The organism is Luteibacter sp. HA06, assembly GCF_054061215.1.
Genome location: NZ_JBSSDZ010000001.1, coordinates 2,730,612 through 2,750,437, shown reverse-complemented (window position 1 = coordinate 2,750,437; position 19,826 = coordinate 2,730,612). Strand labels below are relative to the sequence as shown.

Here is a 19,826-nt window from a genome sequence, read left to right as displayed (position 1 = left end):
ACATTATAGACGATCAGAGCCTGACGGACCCCGCACATGCCCCAAGCCTCCGCCCCGGTCGATGCCGTCGAGCGCGCCACCGAGCTCCGCCGTCGCCTCGAAGACGCCAATTACCGCTACCACGTGCTCGACGATCCCACGCTCGCCGATGCCGACTACGATCGCCTGATGCGCGAGCTCGAGGCGCTGGAAGCGGCGTATCCGGAGCTCGCCGTCACCGATTCGCCCACGCGGCGTGTTGGCGCACGTGCGCAGGGCGGCTTCGCCGAAGTGACCCACGCGGTGCCCATGCTGTCGCTGGGCAACGCCTTCGAACAGGAAGGTGACACCGAGCGCGAAAAATATCGCGAAGTCGCCGACTTCGAGCGGCGTATCGAGCAGACGCTGGATCGTCGCGAGCCCGTGTTCTCGGTCGAGCCCAAGCTCGATGGCCTCGCCATCAGTCTTCGCTACGAAGACGGCGTGTTCGTGCAGGGTGCGACGCGTGGCGACGGTGCCGTCGGCGAAGACGTCACAGCCAACCTGCGCACGGTGAAGGCGATTCCGCTGCGTCTGCGTGGCGAAGGCTGGCCGCGTGTGCTGGAGGTGCGTGGTGAAGTGATCATGCCGCGCGCCGCGTTCGAGGCCTTCAACGAGCGCGCACGTGCCGCGGGCGAGAAACCGCTGGCCAATCCGCGCAACGGGGCTGCGGGGTCACTGCGTCAGCTCGACCCGGCGATCACGGCGAAACGGCCGCTGGCCTTCTTCGCCTATGCGGTGGGCCGCGTCGAAGACGGTGAGCTGCCGGACACGCATTCGGCCACGCTCGCGAAGCTGCGCGACTGGGGCTTTCCGGTGTCGCCGGAAGTCTCCACGGCGAAGGGTTTCAAGGGCCTGCTGGCGTATTTTCACAAGATCGGTGAGAAGCGCGACAGCCTGCCGTACGACATTGACGGCGTGGTGTACAAGCTGGACGATTACGCCGGCCAGCGCGAGATGGGTTTCGTCTCGCGTGCGCCACGCTGGGCTATCGCGCATAAGTATCCCGCGCAGGAACAGACGACGACGGTGGAGGCGATCGAGATCCAGATCGGTCGCACGGGTGCGGCTACGCCCGTGGCACGTCTGACGCCGGTCTCGGTCGGCGGTGTCACGGTCACCAACGCCACGTTGCATAACGCCGATCAGGTCGCGCGGCTCGACGTTCGCGTCGGCGACACCGTCATCGTCCGCCGTGCGGGCGACGTGATTCCCGAAGTCGCGCGCGTGGTCGAGGAGAACCGCCCGGCGGGTACGGTGGCCTGGAAGATGCCCGACGTATGTCCGGTGTGTGGCTCCGAACTTTTGCGTGAAGAAGGCGCCGCCGCCTATCGCTGCTCGGGCGGCCTTATTTGCGGCGCGCAACGCAAGGAAGCACTGATTCACTTCGCCTCGCGTCGTGCCATGGACATCGATGGTCTGGGTGATCGCTTCGTCGACGCGTTGGTCGAGCTCGACATGGTGCATACGCCGGCCGACCTCTACACACTCACCGTCGACCGCTTCGTCAGGATGAAGACACTGGCCGATGAGCGCGATGGGTCCACGCCCGAGACAGTGAAGCAGGGCAAGGTCGCGACCAAGTGGGCAGAGAACCTGGTCGATGCGATCGAGGCCAGCAAGAAGTCCACGCTGCCGCGCTTCCTGTTCGGTCTTGGCATCATGCACATCGGTGAAAGCACGGCGAAGACGCTGGCCCTGTGGCTGGGTTCGCTGGAGCACGTCCGGCATACGCCGGCGCCGGTACTGCGTGTGCTGCCGGACATTGGCGATGAGGTGGCTAGTTCCATCGCCGCGTTTTTCGAGCAGGAGGGCAACCAGAAAGTCGTCGATGCGTTGCTTGAAGCGGGAATCACGTTTGCCGACGAGGGCGCGCCGTCGCCCAAGTTGCGCGAGCGCCTGGGGCTCGATGTACTGCTCGATGCCGCCAAGGTGTCCAAGCTCGGTCCGAAGAGCACGGGCATCCTTGCGAAGAATTACGCCAGTCTCGACGCACTGGTGAAGGCGGGCGAGCACCAATGGATCGTCGCCGGCGTGCCGCAGGCGGCAGCATCCAACCTCACGGCGCTGCTGGCCGATCCCGAACGTCTGGCGGAGCTTCGGCAGTCGGACGAAGCGATGCGCTCGCTGGCGGCGGCGCTTCCTGCGAAGGCGGCGAGCGCGTTGCCGCTGGAAGGACTGACCTACGTCATCACCGGCACGATGGAAACGCTCAAGCGCGACGACGCGACGGAGCGACTCGAGTCGCTCGGTGCGAAAGTCGCGGGCTCGGTGTCGAAGAAGACCACCGGTGTTTTCGCCGGCGAGGCGGCGGGCTCGAAGCTGGATAAAGCGAACGAACTCGGCGTGCCGGTCTATACGGAAGCGGACCTGCTGGCGCTGCTGACCGAGCACGGTGTGGCGCCATGACCGGCCTGGAGAACCTGCGTCTGCGGGCGCAGGTTTACGCCACGATCCGCGGATTCTTCGGCGAGCGCGACGTGCTCGAAGTGGAGACGCCGATTCTCTCCGCTGCCGGCAACACCGACCCGAATATCCAGAGCTTCCACGCGACCTTCAGCGGTCACGTGGATGCTGGTGCACGCGAGCGCTGGCTGCGCACATCGCCCGAGTTTCCGCTGAAGCGGTTGCTAGCCGCTGGCGTGGGCGATTGTTACGAGATGGGTCGCGTGTTCCGTAACGGCGAAGCCGGTGGCCGGCACAATCCGGAATTCACCATGCTCGAGTGGTACCGCGTGGGCTGGGACCATAACCGTCTCGCTCGCGAGGTCATCGATCTTCTCGAACGTCTGCTGCTGCAGGCGGGCCGTACTTTCGAGATCGTCGAGACGACCTACCGCGGGTTGTTCCACGACGTTCTTGGTGTCGACGCGCTGCTCGATCCCGTCGAAGTGCTGATGAAACCGCTAGCCGATGCGAACATCAGCGGCGAGGGCCTGGAGCGCGACGACTGGCTGGACCTGCTGCTCACGCATCGCATCCAGCCGGAATTTCCGCGCGACCGGATCACCGTCGTTTCGGAGTTTCCGGCAAGTCAGTGTGCGCTGGCGCGCGTCCGTCAGAGCGATCCACCGGTGGCCGAGCGCTTCGAGGCGTATGTCGGTCGGTACGAGGTCGCCAACGGTTACCACGAGCTCAACGATGCTGCCGAACAACGGCTGCGGTTCGAACGCGATAACGCGAAGCGCCGTGAGCGCGGCGATGCCGAGGTGCCGATGGATGAACGGCTGCTCGCGGTGCTGGGTGATATGCCTGCGTGCGCGGGTGTTGCGCTGGGGATCGAGCGGCTGTTGATGGTACTGGCGGATACCGATGCGATAGGCGATGTGCTGGCGTTTCCGTTTTCCGAGGCGTAACGCGCCCCCCCCTTGTGGGAGCCGCTTCAGCGGCGATGCTCCCGACCTCCCCACATCGCCGATAAATCGGCTCCCACAAGAGCATCGCCTTTGTGGGAGCCGCTTCAGCGGCGATGCTCCTGACTTCCCCACATCGCCGATAAATCGGCTCCCACAAGAGCAACGCCTTTGTGGGAGCCGCTTCAGCGGCGATGCTCCCGACTTCCCCACAACTGCCGGATTGCCACCTTCCATGCTCGAATCCATCCACCATGTCGCGATCATCTGTTCCGACTACCCACGGTCGAAGGCCTTCTACACCGAAACGTTAGGCCTGAAGGCCATCCACGAGGTCTACCGTGAGGCGCGCGATTCCTGGAAGCTCGATCTGGAAGTGAGTCCAGGATTGCAGATGGAGCTGTTTTCATTCCCATCGCCTCCGAAGCGGCCGTCGCGGCCAGAGGCGCAGGGGTTGCGTCATCTGGCGTTTGTCGTCGCCGACGTCGAGGCAGTGGTCGCGACGCTGGAACAACGTGGCGTTGCTTGCGAACCGATTCGTGTCGATGAGTTCACCGGGAAACGGTTTACGTTCTTCGCCGATCCGGATGACTTGCCGATCGAGTTGTATGAGCGGTGAGGCGAGTGGTTCTTGATCTCCCACAAGGGCATCGGCTCTTACCTTAGAACTCGAGTTCCTGGGCGGCGCAGAGGTAGTCGACCATGGGCGCGAGGCGCTTGAAGGTGTCGACGACGAACGGAAGCAGCTCCGGCGAGCACGCCAGCGCTTCGTCGAAATTCTGACCGGCCGCGAAATTCTTCCGCTTCAGGTCCTCGATCAGCTCGTGGTTCGGATCGAACCCGCGCGGCGGACGCGTGAGGCTCTCGCCCCAGAACTCGAAGCGCTCCTTGAACGCCTTCCCATGCGTCGCCCGCTTCCACGAATCCGGGTTGTCGGCGAGGAAGTCCCGGAGCTTCTTCAGCACCGGCGGTTCCGGATGCCACATGCCACCACCGGCGAAGCATTCGTCCGGCTGGATATGCAGGTAGAAGCCGGGCGCCTGGATCTCGTGGCGACGCTCGTGGAAGAAGCGCGAGCCCTGCCAGCCCTTGTACGGCTGCTTGTCGTTGGCGAAGCGCGTGTCGCGGTGGATGCGGTACAGCGAGCCGCCGACCTTGCGCGTATCGGCGCGGTAGTGCGGGCTGATCTTTTTCAGCGGCGCGTCCAGGTCGCCGATCAAGGCGAGAAAGGGCTCTCGCACGTGCTTTTCGTAATCGTCCTTGTGCTCGTGAAACCACTCGCGGTTGTTGTGGCGCATCAGTGATTTGAAGAAGCGAAACGTTGCAGGCGTGAAATAGGTCTTGGCCATGGGTCAGTCAGGTCGGGTCAGTTCAAGGCGAGTTCGAGGCCCCACGCTTCCAGCTCGTCGAGCAGGGGCAGGGGCGAGCCGGGCAGGGCGCGTAGTGCGGCCAGTTCGGCGTTGTAGTCGTCGAGCGTGAGCGTGGTCAGGGCGCTGTGCCGGGTGAGGCGATCGACGCGGAAGGCTTCCCAGCGCTCGCGTTCCTCGGGGCTGAGCGTTTCCGGCCAGTTACGCGCGCGATAACGGAACAGAAGTTCCGGGTATCGCGGATCGCGAAAGTTGAAGGGGCGGGTGCCGAGCTGGTCGGCCGGCGTTGCGCGTACATCCCCGAGCAGGCGGCGATCGGCATCCGGAAGGAAGCCGCCATAGAGGGCGAGTTCCGGATCCTCGGCAGGCGGCATGGACGCCGCCTGGCCGTAGATGCCGCGCAGTTTTTCGGCAAGGCCGTCCGCCTGGCGAAGCATGTCCAGATGCCGCTCGACGGCGGCCATGTCGAGCCCGAGGCGGCCGTGGTCGGCGCCCTTGAGGACGGAGAGCGGCGCGAGAGCCGGCGCCTGGTTCGCGCGCACGGTGCGCAGCGCGATTCGCTCCACGCCCTCGGGAAGGTCGGCGCGGGAGGTGAAGACGCGGTCGGCAACGTCGCCGGCGTCCAGCGCCAGCAGGTCGGAGGGATCGGCGCTGAGGTCGTAAACGATCACTTCGCCGGGGCGCGACGGGTGCGCGGCCAACGGCGCGATCACCGTCAGGCAGTGGCGGCTTGCGGGGTAGCGCGACGACACATGGACGACTGGCGTCATCGCTGCGACATCCAAAAGCTCGAAAACGCGCTGTTTACGGCGCAGGGCGAAGTACCAGTCCCAGAGTTTCGGCTGGTGCTGGCGGATCAGGCGAGCGAGGGCGATCAGCGCTTCCACGTCGGAAAGGGCGTCGTGCGCGCGGTCCTGCTTCAGCCCGTTCGCGGTGGCCAGGTGCTCCAGCTTGAAGCTGGGACTGCCGTCTTCACGCGTCGGCCAGACGATGCCTTCGGGCCGCAGGGCCTCGCACAGCCGCACCAGGTCGATCAGGTCCCAGCGTGAATTGCCGTTTTCCCACTCACGCCCGTACGGGTCGTAGAAGTTCCGGTACAGGAGGTGGCGGGTGAACTCATCATCGAATCGCAACGAGTTGTAGCCCACTGTGCAGGTGCCGGGCGTGGCCAGCTGCTCGTGGATCGCGGCGGCGAACTCGGCTTCCCGCAGGCCTTCACGCTCGGTCAGCTGCGGGGCGATGCCGGTGATCAGGCAGGCGGCCGGCTGCGGGGGCATGTCCCGCGGGGGCTTGCAGTAGATCATCAGCGGCTCGCCGACCACGTTCAGGTCCGCATCGGTGCGGATGCCGGCGAACTGGCTGGGGCGGTCCCGGCGGGGGTCGGCGCCGAAGGTTTCGTAGTCGTGCCAGAAGAAGGTCGGTTCAGCCATCGCCGAATGATCGCATACGCTAGACTGACCGGTACTTCCAAGGAGAACCCATGACGCCCGCACACGACGACAACCTCATCTGGATCGACCTCGAGATGACGGGTCTGGACACGGACAACGACTCCATCCTGGAGATTGCCACGATCGTGACGGACAAGGATCTGAACGTGCTGGCCGAAGGCCCGGTCTTCGCCATCTCGCACAGCGATGCCCGTCTGCAGAAAATGGATGCCTGGAACCGTAACCAGCACCAGCGTTCCGGCCTGTGGGGCCGCGCTGTGGAATCCGACGCCACGCCGGAAGAGGCCGAAGAGGCCACCATCGCCTTCCTCAAGAAGTGGGTGCCCGCCGGCAAGTCGCCGATGTGCGGCAACTCGATCTGCCAGGACCGTCGCTTCATGCACCGGGAAATGCAGAAGCTCGAGCGCTACTTCCACTACCGCAACCTCGACGTATCCACCCTGAAAGAACTCTCGCGCCGCTGGTCGCCGGAGATTTCGCGCGGCTTCGCCAAGGATTCCGCGCACACGGCGCTGTCCGATATCCGCGACTCGATCGACGAGCTGCGCTATTACCGCCGTTTCATGGGCCCGATGGCGGGCACCCAGCAGGGCTAACGGCATGAACGACCCCTTCGCCACCGTGCTGGACTGCAACGGCCGTGCCCTGGTTCTCGACCGGCCGCGCGTCGTGGGCATCGTCAATGTCACGCCGGATTCGTTCTCCGACGGCGGCCAGCACGACAGCCTGGACAAGGCCTACGCGCATGCGCTGAAGCTGGTGGAGGAGGGAGCGGACATGCTCGATATCGGCGGCGAGTCCACTCGCCCCGGTGCCGACGATGTCTCCGCTGAGGATGAAATCCGCCGCGTCGTCCCGCTGATCGAGCGACTGGCCGCAGCGACGACCGTGCCGCTGTCCATCGACACCTCCAAGCCGGAAGTGATGCGTGCGGCGGTGGGCGCGGGCGCGGGCATGATCAACGACGTCTTCGCGCTCCGTCGCGAAGGCGCGCTGGACACCGCTGCCGAACTGCGCGTTCCCGTGTGCCTGATGCACATGCAGGGCGAGCCGCGCAGCATGCAGGAAGCGCCGGACTACGACGACGTGGTCGGCGAGGTCCATCGGTTCCTCACCGATCGCCTGTTTTCCTGCGAGCTGGCGGGCATCGACCGCAAGCGCGTCCTGGTCGACCCGGGCTTTGGATTCGGCAAGAACCTCGAGCACAACCTGGCCTTGCTGCGTGCCACGGCGCGCTTCGCCGAGCTCGGCGCCGGGGCTTACGTGGGCGTGTCCCGCAAGTCGATGATCGGCGCCATGACCGGCCGGACCGACCCTGCGGCCCGCGTCCACGGCTCGGTGGCTGCGGCGCTCATAGCCGTCCAGCGCGGCGCGATCATGGTTCGGGTACACGACGTGGGCCCCACGGTAGACGCCCTGGCGGTCTGGGCCGCCGTCAAAGCCGGCGACACCGCCCCCCGCATCGATAAACCCTCGATGCCCCGCTGGCCCGACGACGAGTAACTCCAATGTGGGAGCCGCTTCAGCGGCGATAGCCAGGTTGCCGCACCTCCCATCGCCGGCATAGCCGGCTCCCACACAGAGCCCCTCCCCGAAGCCCCTCCCCAAAGCGCCTCCACATCAACGAAAGTGCTACAGGCCTTTGGAATATCTGGCTAAAGCCGCTGTCGGAGTATGCTTCTCCGTCCCCGGCAGGATGACCAGCATGAGCGAGCGTAAATACTTCGGCACCGACGGCATCCGCGGTCACGTGGGCACCTATCCCATCAGCGCGGACTTCATCCTGCGCCTCGGCCGGGCCCTGGGAGCCGTGCTGGCGCGCCGTCGCGCTGCCGACCACCGGGGCGTCGGCGGCGGTCCGGAGCGACGCGACCGCGGCCGCAAGGTGACCGTGGTAATCGGCAAGGACACACGCGTTTCCGGCTATATGTTCGAATCGGCGCTGGAAGCCGGGCTGGTTGCCTCGGGCGCCGATGTCCGCCTGCTCGGCCCGATGCCGACCCCGGCCGTGGCCTTCCTGACCCGCTCGCTGCGGGCGGACGCCGGCATCGTCATCAGCGCATCGCACAACCCCCACCAGGACAATGGCATCAAGTTCTTCTCGGCCCAGGGCGAGAAGCTCGACGACGCCCTCGAGGCCGAGATCGAGGCCGAGCTCGACGCCGACTTCGTCACCGTGGCCTCTGAAGCGCTGGGCAAGGCCAGCCGCATCGACGACGCCGTGACCCGCTACGCCGAATTCTGCAAATCCACCGTGGCCGACGAGTTCACGCTCAACGGCCTGCGCGTGGTGCTCGACTGCGCGCATGGCGCGACCTACCAGGTGGCTCCGAAGGTGTTCCGTGAGCTGGGCGCCGAGGTATCGACCATCGGTGCCGAACCGAATGGCCTGAACATCAATGCCGGCGTCGGATCCACCGAGCCGGACGCCCTGGCCAAAGCCGTGGTGGAGCGGGGCGCCGATCTCGGCATCGCCTTCGACGGTGACGGCGATCGCGTTCGTATCGTCGACCGCGACGGCACGGTTACCGACGGCGACGACATGCTTTACGTCATCGCCCGCCACTGGAAGCGCCGTGGTTCGTTGCCTGGCCCAGTGGTCGGCACGCTGATGAGCAACTACGGCCTCCAGCGCGCGCTCAAGCAGATGGATATTCCGTTCATCCGCGCCAACGTGGGTGACCGCTACGTGCTACAGCAGCTTAAGGAGCACGGCGGCATCCTCGGTGGTGAAACCTCCGGCCACGTGCTGTGCCTGGACCGTTTCACCACCGGCGATGGCATCGTGGCGGCCCTCGCGGTGCTCGAAGCCCTCGCCGATGACAACGAGACCTTCGCCCAGGCGCGCGCCGATCTGGTCAAGCTCCCGCAGACCATGCTCAATGTCCGTGTCGAAGGCGCCAAGGCGGCGCTGGGAAGCGAGTCGGTAAAGCAGGTACTGGCCGAGGTGGAAGCCGCGCTGGAAGGCCGCGGTCGCGTCGTGCTGCGCGCCTCGGGCACCGAGCCCCTGGTCCGGGTGACGATCGAAGCCGCCGATGCCGCCGAAGTGGACCGGCTGGCGGCGCGACTGGCGGACGCCGTAAAATCGGCGGCTCAGGCGACCGCCTGACGCCTCGACCGGACCCTGCATGAAAAAGGTACCCACCCTCGATATCCGCCGCTACGACACCGACCGCGAGGCCTTCGTGGCCGAGCTGGGCGCGGCCTATCGCGAATTCGGCTTCTGCTGCATCAGCGGCCACGGCATTCCCGTCGAGGCCGTCGACGGCGCATACGACGCGTTCAAGCGCTTCTTCGCGCTGCCGGACGACACCAAGCGCAAGTACCACATCCCCGGTGGCGGTGGCGCCCGCGGCTATACGCCGTTCAAGGTCGAAACTGCGAAAGACAGCAAGTTCGCCGACCTGAAAGAGTTCTGGCACATCGGTCGCGAGATTCCTCGCGACTCGAAGTTCGCCGACGTCATGCCAGCCAATGTCTGGCCGACGGAAGTACCGGACTTCGAAGACAAGGGTTACGGTATTTACGAAGCGCTCGACCAGCTCGGTGCGCGCGTGCTGCGTGCCCTGGCCCTGCATATCGATCTGCCGGAGAATTTCTTCGATGACAAGATCGATTCCGGTAACTCGATCCTGCGCCCGATCCACTACCCGCCGATCGTCCAGGACGATGTTCCGAACGTGCGCGCGGGTGCCCACGAAGACATCAACTTCATCACCCTGCTAGTCGGCGCCAGCGCCGAGGGTCTGGAAGTGCTGACGCGTGAAGGCGACTGGCTGCCCATCACGACCGAAGGCGACGCCATCGTGGTCAATATCGGCGACATGCTGCAGCGCCTGACCAATCACGTTTACCCGTCGACGACGCACCGCGTGACCAATCCGCAGAACGCGAACGCGCGCAAGCCCCGGTATTCGGTACCGTTTTTCCTCCACCCGAACCCGGACGTCGTCCTCGACGTATTGCCTTCCTGCGTGACGCCCGACAACCCGAAGCGCTACCCGGAGCCGATCACGGCCCACGAGTACCTGCTCGAGCGCCTCCGCGAAATCAAACTGATCTGACGAACCCTTAGCGGGTTTTTTACCGGGAGGGTCCACCATGGACCCTCCCGGTCCTGTTTCCGGAGTACCCCGTGAATACATCCAGCCCGCAACTGCGAGCGAAGCGTTCGTCACCTCAGAAAAAGGCCAGCACGCGGTCCCCAGCGCAACGCGCGCGGCGCCAACGCACCATCGCCTCCCGAGGCGGCCGGCGGTAACTGCAGAACCCGATTCATCGGTAACGTCAGGTCGGTAATTGTGGGAGCCGATTCATCGGCGATGCCGCGGCAGCGGCAAAGAGCATCGCCGATGAATCGGCTCCCACATGTGCACGGCCCATTGCGCTACGGGGCGACCAGATCCGACGGCCCGGCAGCCTCGCCCCGATGCAACAGCGGATGCATGAACACCGCGCCGATAATCACCGCGACACCGAGGTAAAACGTCCACCCGAGCTCCCGCTGCTCGCCCAGCAACGGAATCGCCAGGACGATCGCGTAAACCGGCTCCAGGTTCGTCACCATCTGCGTGGCGAAGGCCGTCAGGTGGCGCAGCGCCGCCAGGGCGAGCGCGAACGGGAGCAGCGTGCACCCATAGGCGAGAACGGCGATGAGCGAGGCATCGTGCAGGCTCGGCAGCACGAACGCCGGCGTTGCCATGAACGGCGCGAGCACGGTCAGGAAAAGAGTCCCCGTACCCAGTTCGACACAGGTCACGGTCAGCGAATCCGCCTGGTCGACGAGGCGCTTGTTCAACGCACTGAAGAACGCGACGAACAACGCGGAAAGCACGCCGACCGCCAGGCCCGACCGCATCTCCCCCGGCACACCGCCGGCGACCAAGGCAACACCCGGCACCACGGCTGCACCGATCAGCAGCTCACGTGGGTCGAAACGTCGCCTGGCGACGAGGGGTTCGACGATGGCGAGGAAGACCGGGCATAACGCGATGCATGTGGCAGCTACGGATGCATTCGCGAGCTTGATCGCGCCGTAGAACGTAAGCCAGTGCAGGGCGACGATAACGCCGATGCCCGCATACGAAAGCAGCAGCTTCGGCGGTAGCGCACGTATGCCACGCCATACGCGAGGCACGCAGAGCAGGGTGACCGAGACCAGCAACATGCGCCACCACACCAGCGGCAGCGCCGCCAGGGTGATCAGCTTGCCGAGGATGGCGGTGAAGCCCCAGAGCAGGACGCAGAAGTGGATTTGTAGATGGGCTTTGCGGGAGGGCAGCATGCCGCAAATCTTGAGGTAAAACGCCCCGCTTGTGTAGGAGCCGATTCATCGGCGATGCCTCTCGCCCCTGTGGGAGCCGCTTCAGCGGCGAAGGCATCGCCGCTGAAGCGGCTCCCACAGCGGGCAGGAGCATCGCCGCTGAAGCGGCTCCCACATTTTTTGCGCCGGCGTTACTTCTTTTTGGCGTCTGCCTGGGCCTGGGTTTTGCCGGCGGGAGGGGCCTTGGGCGGGGCGCTCTTGAGATCGTCCAGGAGCGGCTTGCATTGAGTGGCGTCTGCCTTGCCGCTTTCCGGTACCGCGAGGGCGGCGATGGCAGCGACCGGGGCGGCGAAGACTGCGAGTGCCACGGCGCCACCGCCACGCAGGATCAGGGGGCCGGGGTGCACGCCGACGGACGGGTTCTTCATCGTGCCGTGCACGTAAAGCGGCGAGCGCAGCGAGAACAGACGGAAGCCCTTCGTGTGCGGGACGATATCAAGATTGAGCTTCTCGCTCTTGAAGTCGATGTCGCCGGTGACGTTGATCAGCGCCTTCTCGGTGTCGAACGCAAACAGCTTGGAGTCCATGTCACCGTTGGTCGTGACCAGGTCGGCCGCCATGCAGTTGATCTTCACCGTTTCGTCGCCGAACAGCTTGTTGACCGCGTAACTACCGACATTCAGGCCAGCGAGCTCGAGCAGCGAGCTGCTCACGGCGCCATCGTTGATGAGCAGCTTGATCTCGCCATTCGAACTGCCGAGGAGGGCAGCCGGCGAATTACCCACGGCCGTGAGCGATGCGTCGCCGTTGAGCTCACCCAGCGTGGTATCGCCCGGTGCCAACTTCGGGAACAGTTCCTTCAGCTTCAAATGGCGGGCGCCCATGTTGAACGTCCCCTTCATCGGCGTCTTTGAACCATCGACATGGATATTGCTGCCCACCGTACCGCCAGCGACGCCGAATTTCAGCGGATCCAGCGCAAGGACGGCATCCTTCATGGTGAGGTGCGTGTAGAGGTTATCGACCGGCAGGCGATCGCCGTGCACGATATGCACGCCCGTGAACTCAACATCGGCGTCCATGGCGTTCCAGCGATCGGTCTTGAACGGCTCGACCGGAATGACCTTGTCGTCCGGCTGCTTAACTGCATCGCCGCGCTCAGACTTCTCGGCGTTGGAACCACCGCCGATCAGCGGGGCGAGATCCGTGAAGAGCAACTGGTTCGACTTCAGCTTGCCGGTCAGGCTGGGACGCTGGCCGCCCGTATTGAAGGTGAGGCTGCCACCGAGATCGCTACCGCCGACCTTCCCGGTGAAGTTGTCATAGGTGAAGACGCTCGCACCCTTCTTGAGGTTAGCCTTGAGATGGCCTTCCGTCGCGAACGGCGGGGTGTCCGGCAGGGTCACGCCGGTAAGGTCGTAGAGGTGCGACATGCTGGTTCCCGAGAACCAAAGGCGGATATCCAGCGCACCCACGCTCAACGGATCGGTCAAGGTGCCGACGAAGGCAATATGCGTGTCGCCGAAGCGCGCATCGGCCTGCACCGGGAAGGGACGGTTCGCATCACGCAGGGCGAGCACGCCACCCGTCTTGGCCTTGGCCTCGACAGTCGACTTCTTGTAAGTGCCCTTGGCGACCCACTGGAACTGGTACACCTGCTTCTGCTTGGTCTGGTCCTTCCGATCGTTCTCGTCCGCGCCAGACTTGGCCATGGTCTTCGTCGTCGCGCCGTTGGTCTTCGCGGCCTGCGCGCGGGAATCCTTTTCCTGTTGCGCCATGATCTCGTCGAACGGAATGCCCTTGCCCAGCGGCGTCACGTCGATACCCATCGCGACCTGGTTGGTGGCATCGTTGAAGTCGATGTGACCCTTATCGAACGCGATGGCGTTGAGCTCGAGCTGCCATTCGGACGGCCCGGTGCTTTCGGGCATCTTGAACGTCCAGGTGTTGTCGCCGTTCTTTACCCGCTCCAGGTCGATGTTCGGCTGGCCAAGGCGAATCTCCGGCACCACGATGCGATGCGAGATAAGCGGAAACGGCGAGAGGCGGAATTGCAGCGACTGCAACGTGGCGAACTGTTTTGTCTTCGCCCAGTCTGGGTTCGCCACGGTGATATCGAGCGCCGTGAAGTGCGGCCACGGGATCAGGCTGACCAGGCCGCCTTCGCCAGGCTCGCGCGACCAGTGCGCGGAAAGGTCGCCATTGATGGCGAAGGGCCGGCCGATGGCCTCGGAAACCTTCTCGTTGATCGTCGGTTTCAGCCTGTTCCAGTCGAACAGGGCGATAAACAGAATGATCACGATGATCAGCAGGACAAAGATGCCCACCACCCACGCCACTATCTTCCTTCCACGCCGCATCTGTGTCGCCTCCACTCCCATAACGGTGACAGAGGTAACCCGAGGGCCGACAAGGTTATGTGTTCATGGAGGGGCGCGGTTAAGTGACGTCCACGGAGTGTGACGACCCCTCAGGCCCGTGGAGATACCGCCTGCTCAAAGCGTTGCCTGAGCTGGGCTTCAAGCGCGGCAGCCTGCCGCGTGAGCAGATCTTCAAGTCGGCGATGCAGCTGTGTCGAAGGTTCCCACCAACCCAGGGCCTGAGCTGACCACGCCGCGAGCATGCCGTTCCACCACATCCGCGCGGCTTCCGTAGCGGGCTCGAACGTGAGCAGCAGACCCTCGCGCTCGCCGGCAGGCAGGGCATCGAGCAATGCCGTGAGCACCTCTGCCGCCCGCTCAGGCAGCGAGGTCCAGATGAGGCGCAGTCGGTGAGGGTCCAGACGGATGTCGCCTTTGCGGCAAAGCGTGGCGAGAACACCTGAGACGCGACGACTGGGATCCGCGGCAATTTGCAGGAACGCATCGTCCGTGACGGCCATCCCCATCTTTACCAGGCTTCGCAGAGCCGCGGCACGTGTGCGCGCATCCGTATGCGCAAGGAGCCGCCGCAGGCGCGCCTCGTCGTCCGGGGAAGCCAGTTCAGCGAGCGACAGCGCCGCCGCGGGTGGCGCGACCCCTACGTCGATGCGTGCGCGCCAGATATCGGCTGGATCCGCGTTGTACTGGACGCGCAGAGTATGCGCGGCGAACGAACGCATTCCCGCCGAACGGTCGAAGAGGGCGCGATGAAGTATGTCGATGGGTACGGCAGGCGAAACGCGCGCCATGCTTCGCAGTGCGAATTGCCGGATGAGCGGGTGCTTCGCTTCCAGGCCGATGGCGATCAGGCTTTGGCACGTTCCTTCGGGCAAATCGTCCAGCAGGCGGAAGGCGACCATGGCGATTGTCGGATCCGTATCGTTGATGGCCAGTTCCAGCAGAGACGGATCAATCGTTGCAGATCGCGCCAGAAGAAGCTCGAAGGACCAGCGCCGCATAGGCGGATAGCCCTCGCGCAGACCGCGCACGAGGCGTCTGTCGCGGCTTCTCAGCCAGGTTTCGAACTTGCCATGCACGCGAGCGTGGTCGAAGCGCGTGTGAGACTGCAAACGGAAGACAAGCGGCATCACGGCAAAAACGTCGTCGTCCGAGCAGCTATCGATGAGTCTCTCCGCCACATCCGTCGCCAGTTCGCGAACTGAATCTACCCAGTCTGCCGACCGGATAAGGGCTGCGGCCAGCGCTAGACGCGACCCACGTCGTTCCAGTTCGCGTAGGGCTTGCTCACGCAGATAGCCGGACCAGTGCATCGATAGGAGGAACTGGCCGGCTTCGCGGGTAGCATCATCGATATCAGGTCTGGCCAGACGATCGAGTAAATCGTTGGGCAGATCGTCATCTCGTCGCCTTCGATGGGAACGCATACGCTGATCGATGTCGACAAGAAAGGTCGGGCTCAGCGCATTGAGTACGGTTCTCACCGGAACCTGCGCATTGCTTCGAAAAAGGCGGGGGTCGATGCTCAGAAGGACCCAGCGCAGCACGTCCTCTAGAAGGTTTTCCTGAGCGAACATCGTCGGATTGGAACGTTGTCGCCAGCGATTCAGCCACTCTATGAACTTCATACGCGACGCCGTCCGTGTGCCCTGGGTTCTTAGTGTGAGGCTAGTTCAATCGGCCTGCCAATACCCCGTCGCCTTCACCCAGTCCTTGTCGATGCCACGCTTCTCGACCAGCAGCGAACGCAGCGTCCGTGCACGCATAGACTCGACGGCAACCCACCAGAAGGTGTCGCCGGGCGGGACCGGCAGGGCCGCGAGTGCTTCATCCATGGAAGGCGACTCGCCGCGCACGAACCAGCGCACGTCCCGCTTGAGGGACTGCCTCTCCTCGAGCGAAGCGATTTCGACGAACACGGTCACCGGCGTGGTCGAAGGCATTTCCTCGAGCCAGCGACCGATAGCGGGCAGGGCGGTTTCATCGCCCACCAGCACGTAGTGGTCGTAATCGTCGGGGATGACCATCGATCCGCGCGGGCCACCCACGCCGACTTTATCGCCGACCTTCACTGACTCTGCCCAGGTCGATGCCGGGCCTTCGCCGTGCAGCACGAAGTCGAGGTCGAGCTCGTTGCTGGCAGCGTCGTATCGACGGGGCGTGTAATCGCGGGCGGGTGAGGGCGTGACGCCTTCGGGGTAGACCGGGCCGTCCGGGCCCATGGTCGGGCGGTTGATCGCACCGCCTTCGACCGGCAGGAACACCTTGACGTGGTCGTCGGGCGACGCCGAAACGAAGCCTTTCAGGTCGTCGCCGGTCAGCGTGACGCGAACCATGTGCGGTGTGAGGCGCGTCACCCGCTTCACATCGAGCAGGCGCATCTTCAGTTCATGACGCACGCGCTGGATGGCATGCCGTTCGGTCGCACTCATGCGTTGCGCTCCGCGATGGCCTTTGCGGCGGCTTCGATGATCGTGGCGACACGCTTGGTCTCGGCGTCGTCCCAGCTCTTGTGATGGTTCATGAGCTGGTGCTTGATCGTGTGCATGGCCTCGCGAATGGCGTTCGGCACGCCCATGCGACGCATGTGGCGGGACATCACCTGCAGGCGCTCGGTCAGGGCCTCGAGGGTGTCGCGGTTTTCGCGGAGGAACGTGCTGCCCGCTTCGGTGATGGCGTAGAGCTTCTTGCCGCCGGTCTCGGCTTCCACGCGGGCGTAGCCGAGCTCTTCGAGCATGGTCAGCGTCGGGTAGATGGCGCCCGGGCTGGGGCTGTACTGGCCGTCGAACATCTCTTCGATGGTGCGAATGAGCTCGTAGCCGTGGCGCGGCTGTTCTTCGATCAGGGCCAGAAGCAGGAGGCGCAGGTCGCCGGTGCCGAACATGCGGCCGCCGCCGAAACGACCGCCGCCGCGGCCTCCGCGCATGCCGTCACGGTCGTCGAAGCCGAACGGGCTGCCGCCGAAGCGACCGCCGCGGCCCATGGCCATAGCGGCCATCTTGTCGTGGAAGCGATCCCGGGCGTGGTGGAAAAAGTGCATGGGTGTTCTCCGATGTATCGTACGTAGTGATCGTACGATATATCTTAAGAAACACTCTTGGCAATAGCCCGAGGTTTCGGGGGCGCGGGGGCCGCTTTATGTGGGAGCCGCTTCAGCGGCGATTCCTAACTGTTTCGCGAGCTCCCATCGCCGCTGAAGCGGCTCCCACAAGGAGCTGTGGCTCCCACAAGGAGCTGTGGCTCCCATAAGGAGCTGTGGCTCCCATAAGGAACTGTGGCTCCCATAAGGAGCTGTGGCTCCCATAAGGAGCTGAGGCTCCCACAGGGAGCTGGATCGCCCGCAGGAAGGCTTGGGCTTAGCCGAAGGTGAAGGTAAACGCGTGGAAATTGGCCTTCGGGATCTTGATCGTCAGCACGTGATCCTTGTACCCGTCGCCGTCGAACAGGGTGTACAGCTTGCTCGCCTGCACGGTGACCGGGGGCTGGGGCTTGCCGTCCACGGCCACCTCGACGGTGATCGGGTCGTTCGCGCTGGCCACCATGTGGACCATCTTTGCCTTGAAATGCAGGCGGATCTCACCGCTGGCGCCGACCAGGCTGGCGTTGTCGCGGCCGATTTCCCAGCGTCCGACCAGCGCGAACTTGTTGAGTTCGAGGCGGGAAGGCGCTGTGTAATCGCGCGTGCCGGTGTCCTTGCCTTCGGGGCTGGCGTTGTTCGCGCTGCGATCGGCGCCGAAATACATCTCCGGTGAGCCGAGCTGGGTGAAGTCCGGGGCGTCCTTGTCGGTCTCCTTGCTAGCTGCGACGTCCGCTAGGCGCGGCAGGCCGAGCAGGGTGCGGATGGCGTTTTCCATGTCCATGTAGTTGCCTTCACCGTAGTGGTGCGCAACCACATTGCCGCGCTGGTCCACCAGGTACTCGGCTGGCCAGTACTGGTTGTCCCAGGCGTCCCAGGTTTCCAGGTCGTTGTCCTGGGCCACCGGGTACTTGATGCCGAAGCGGGCGATCGCGTCGCGGACATTGCCCTCCTGCTTCTCGAACGGGAATTCCGGCGAATGCACGCCGATGATCACCAGGCCCTTGTCCTTGTACTGGTCGTACCAGTGCGTGACGTGAGGCAGCGTGCGCAGGCAGTTGATACAGGAGTAGGTCCAGAAGTCGATCAGGACGACCTTGCCGCGCAGGCCCTTCATGGTCAGCGGCGGCGAGTTGTGCCACTTGGCGATCCCGGCGAATTCGGGTGCGGTCTGGGCAGCCGTCGCCGTACCGGCCGCGGCCAGGGAGGCCAGGGCGACGAACAGGGCGAGGAAGGCGAGGCGGATGGGGCGCATGGAAACTCCGTGTTTTTCTGGGTGCCGTGAGTAGACCGGCCGACATGCCGGCACCTTACACCGGCATGTGCGCTAAAATCCGTGCTTTGCCAGCCTCGCGAGCCAGCCGTAGCGCCATGACCTCGATCAAGCAGGACGACCTCATCCAGAGCGTCGCAGACGCCCTCCAGTACATCTCGTACTACCACCCGGTCGACTACATCCGGAACCTCTCCGCTGCTTACGAGCGCGAAGAGTCGCCGGCGGCGAAAGACGCCATCGCCCAGATCCTGATCAATTCGCGCATGTGCGCCGAAGGTCACCGTCCGATCTGCCAGGACACCGGCATCGTCACGGTCTTCCTCAAGGTGGGCATGAACGTGCGTTGGGACGACGCCACCATGGGCGTCGAGGACATGGTCAACGAAGGCGTGCGCCGCGCCTATAACCACCCGGACAACAAGCTGCGCGCCTCGGTACTCGCCGATCCCGCCGGCAAGCGCATGAACACGCGCGACAACACACCGGCGGTGGTCAACGTGACGATCGTTCCGGGCGACAAGCTCGACGTCATCGTCGCGGCGAAGGGCGGCGGTTCGGAAGCGAAGTCCAAGTTCGCCATGCTGAACCCGTCCGATTCCATCGTCGACTGGGTGCTGAAGACCGTGCCGACGATGGGCGCCGGCTGGTGCCCGCCGGGCATGCTCGGCATCGGTATCGGCGGCACCGCCGAGAAGGCGATGCTGCTGGCGAAGGAGGCTCTCATGGAGCCGATCGATATCGTCGACCTCATCGCCCGTGGTCCGTCCAACCGTGCCGAAGAGCTGCGCCTGGAGCTTTACCAGAAGGTCAACGCACTCGGCATCGGTGCACAGGGTCTCGGTGGCCTGACCACCGTGCTCGACATCAAGGTAAAGGATTATCCGACCCACGCCGCGAACCTGCCGGTCGCGTTGATTCCGAACTGCGCGGCCACGCGCCACGCGCATTTCGTACTCGACGGTTCGGGCCCGGTCGCGCTGGAGCCGCCGTCGCTGGAAGACTGGCCGAAGCTCACCTACGACTCCTCCAAGGGTCGCCGCGTGAACCTCGACACCATCACCCGTGAGGAAGTGCAGAGCTGGAAGCCGGGCGAGACCATCCTGCTCAATGGCAAGCTGCTCACCGGCCGCGATGCCGCGCACAAGCGCATGATCGACATGCTCAACCGCGGCGAAACGCTGCCGGTCGATTTCACCAACCGCTTCATCTACTACGTGGGTCCGGTGGATCCCGTGCGGGACGAAGTGGTGGGTCCGGCCGGTCCGACCACGGCGACGCGCATGGACAAGTTCACGCGCCAGATGCTGGAAACGACCGGCCTGCTCGGCATGGTTGGCAAGAGCGAGCGTGGGCCGACGGCCATCGACGCCATTCGTGACAACAAGGCGGTGTACCTGATGGCCGTGGGCGGCGCCGCGTATCTGGTGTCGAAGGCGATCAAGGCCTCGCGCGTGCTGGCCTTCGAAGACCTCGGCATGGAAGCGATCTACGAGTTCGAGGTGAAGGACATGCCGGTGACGGTGGCAGTCGACAGCGCCGGTTCGTCGGTGCACATCTCCGGCCCGAAGGAATGGCAGTCGCGCATCGGCAAGATCCCGGTGGTTGTCGTTTAAAGCCAGGTTGTTCTGTGGCCGGCTGTGTGTG

General features: G+C 64.6%; 16 protein-coding genes. 8 read left to right on the top strand and 8 right to left on the bottom strand.

What is annotated here, in order from left to right:
• Positions 1–36 precede the first annotated feature (36 nt).
• The 3 genes from ligA (at position 37) to gloA2 (ending at position 3,990) form a co-directional block, all read left to right on the top strand.
• Positions 37–2,427, top strand: coding sequence for an NAD-dependent DNA ligase LigA (gene ligA / locus ACVWWJ_RS12700; protein WP_456968149.1), 2,391 nt, complete (start codon positions 37–39; stop codon positions 2,425–2,427).
• A complete protein-coding gene (gene epmA, locus ACVWWJ_RS12695; protein WP_456968148.1) occupies positions 2,424–3,374 on the top strand; it encodes an EF-P lysine aminoacylase EpmA in 951 nt (316 codons plus the stop codon). Before ligA ends, epmA begins: the two co-directional genes overlap by 4 nt.
• A gap of 232 nt (positions 3,375–3,606) precedes the next feature.
• On the top strand, positions 3,607–3,990 hold the full coding sequence (gene gloA2 / locus ACVWWJ_RS12690) for an SMU1112c/YaeR family gloxylase I-like metalloprotein (protein WP_456968147.1): 384 nt from the start codon (positions 3,607–3,609) through the stop codon (positions 3,988–3,990).
• A gap of 43 nt (positions 3,991–4,033) precedes the next feature.
• On the opposite strand, the gene ACVWWJ_RS12685 is transcribed toward gloA2, so the two are convergent.
• Both ACVWWJ_RS12685 and sbcB read right to left on the bottom strand, forming a co-directional pair.
• Entirely contained in the window at positions 4,034–4,720 is a 687-nt protein-coding gene (locus ACVWWJ_RS12685; RefSeq protein WP_159895934.1) for a DUF2461 domain-containing protein, read from the bottom strand.
• A 17-nt stretch (positions 4,721–4,737) separates the two neighbouring features.
• The gene (sbcB, locus tag ACVWWJ_RS12680; protein WP_456968146.1) at positions 4,738–6,168 is read right to left on the bottom strand and encodes an exodeoxyribonuclease I; all 1,431 of its coding nucleotides are present in this window, start codon (positions 6,166–6,168) and stop codon (positions 4,738–4,740) included.
• A 50-nt stretch (positions 6,169–6,218) separates the two neighbouring features.
• Between sbcB and orn the strand changes: the two genes are divergently transcribed.
• The 4 genes from orn to ACVWWJ_RS12660 all read left to right on the top strand — a co-directional run bounded on the left by orn (position 6,219) and on the right by ACVWWJ_RS12660 (position 10,253).
• Positions 6,219–6,785 carry an oligoribonuclease gene (gene orn / locus ACVWWJ_RS12675; protein WP_159895930.1) on the top strand — a complete coding sequence of 189 codons (567 nt, stop codon included), beginning with the start codon at positions 6,219–6,221 and terminating at the stop codon, positions 6,783–6,785.
• Between the two features lie 4 nt (positions 6,786–6,789).
• On the top strand, positions 6,790–7,692 hold the full coding sequence (folP, locus tag ACVWWJ_RS12670; protein ID WP_456968145.1) for a dihydropteroate synthase: 903 nt from the start codon (positions 6,790–6,792) through the stop codon (positions 7,690–7,692).
• Between the two features lie 202 nt (positions 7,693–7,894).
• Positions 7,895–9,298 carry a phosphoglucosamine mutase gene (glmM, locus tag ACVWWJ_RS12665; protein ID WP_159896878.1) on the top strand — a complete coding sequence of 468 codons (1,404 nt, stop codon included), beginning with the start codon at positions 7,895–7,897 and terminating at the stop codon, positions 9,296–9,298.
• A 19-nt stretch (positions 9,299–9,317) separates the two neighbouring features.
• Positions 9,318–10,253, top strand: a complete 936-nt coding sequence (locus ACVWWJ_RS12660; RefSeq protein ID WP_456968144.1) for an isopenicillin N synthase family dioxygenase — start codon at positions 9,318–9,320, stop codon at positions 10,251–10,253.
• A gap of 323 nt (positions 10,254–10,576) precedes the next feature.
• Here the strand turns inward: ACVWWJ_RS12660 and ACVWWJ_RS12655 are convergent, their stop codons facing one another.
• The 6 genes from ACVWWJ_RS12655 to ACVWWJ_RS12630 form a co-directional block, all read right to left on the bottom strand.
• On the bottom strand, positions 10,577–11,473 hold the full coding sequence (locus ACVWWJ_RS12655) for a DMT family transporter (RefSeq protein WP_456968143.1): 897 nt from the start codon (positions 11,471–11,473) through the stop codon (positions 10,577–10,579).
• Between the two features lie 170 nt (positions 11,474–11,643).
• The gene (locus ACVWWJ_RS12650; RefSeq protein ID WP_456968142.1) at positions 11,644–13,812 is read right to left on the bottom strand and encodes an AsmA family protein; all 2,169 of its coding nucleotides are present in this window, start codon (positions 13,810–13,812) and stop codon (positions 11,644–11,646) included.
• A 110-nt stretch (positions 13,813–13,922) separates the two neighbouring features.
• The gene (locus tag ACVWWJ_RS12645) at positions 13,923–15,407 is read right to left on the bottom strand and encodes a hypothetical protein (RefSeq protein WP_456968141.1); all 1,485 of its coding nucleotides are present in this window, start codon (positions 15,405–15,407) and stop codon (positions 13,923–13,925) included.
• A gap of 96 nt (positions 15,408–15,503) precedes the next feature.
• The gene (locus ACVWWJ_RS12640) at positions 15,504–16,262 is read right to left on the bottom strand and encodes a siderophore-interacting protein (protein ID WP_456968140.1); all 759 of its coding nucleotides are present in this window, start codon (positions 16,260–16,262) and stop codon (positions 15,504–15,506) included.
• A complete protein-coding gene (locus ACVWWJ_RS12635; RefSeq protein ID WP_456968139.1) occupies positions 16,259–16,870 on the bottom strand; it encodes a PadR family transcriptional regulator in 612 nt (203 codons plus the stop codon). Before ACVWWJ_RS12635 ends, ACVWWJ_RS12640 begins: the two co-directional genes overlap by 4 nt.
• 316 nt (positions 16,871–17,186) lie before the next feature.
• Positions 17,187–18,161, bottom strand: coding sequence for a thioredoxin family protein (locus tag ACVWWJ_RS12630; protein WP_456968138.1), 975 nt, complete (start codon positions 18,159–18,161; stop codon positions 17,187–17,189).
• Positions 18,162–18,277: 116 nt separating this feature from the next.
• On the opposite strand from ACVWWJ_RS12630, the gene ACVWWJ_RS12625 reads away from it, so the two are divergent.
• Complete coding sequence (locus tag ACVWWJ_RS12625; RefSeq protein ID WP_456968137.1) at positions 18,278–19,795, top strand: fumarate hydratase; 1,518 nt, start codon at positions 18,278–18,280, stop codon at positions 19,793–19,795.
• The last annotated feature ends 31 nt before the right edge of the window (positions 19,796–19,826 follow it).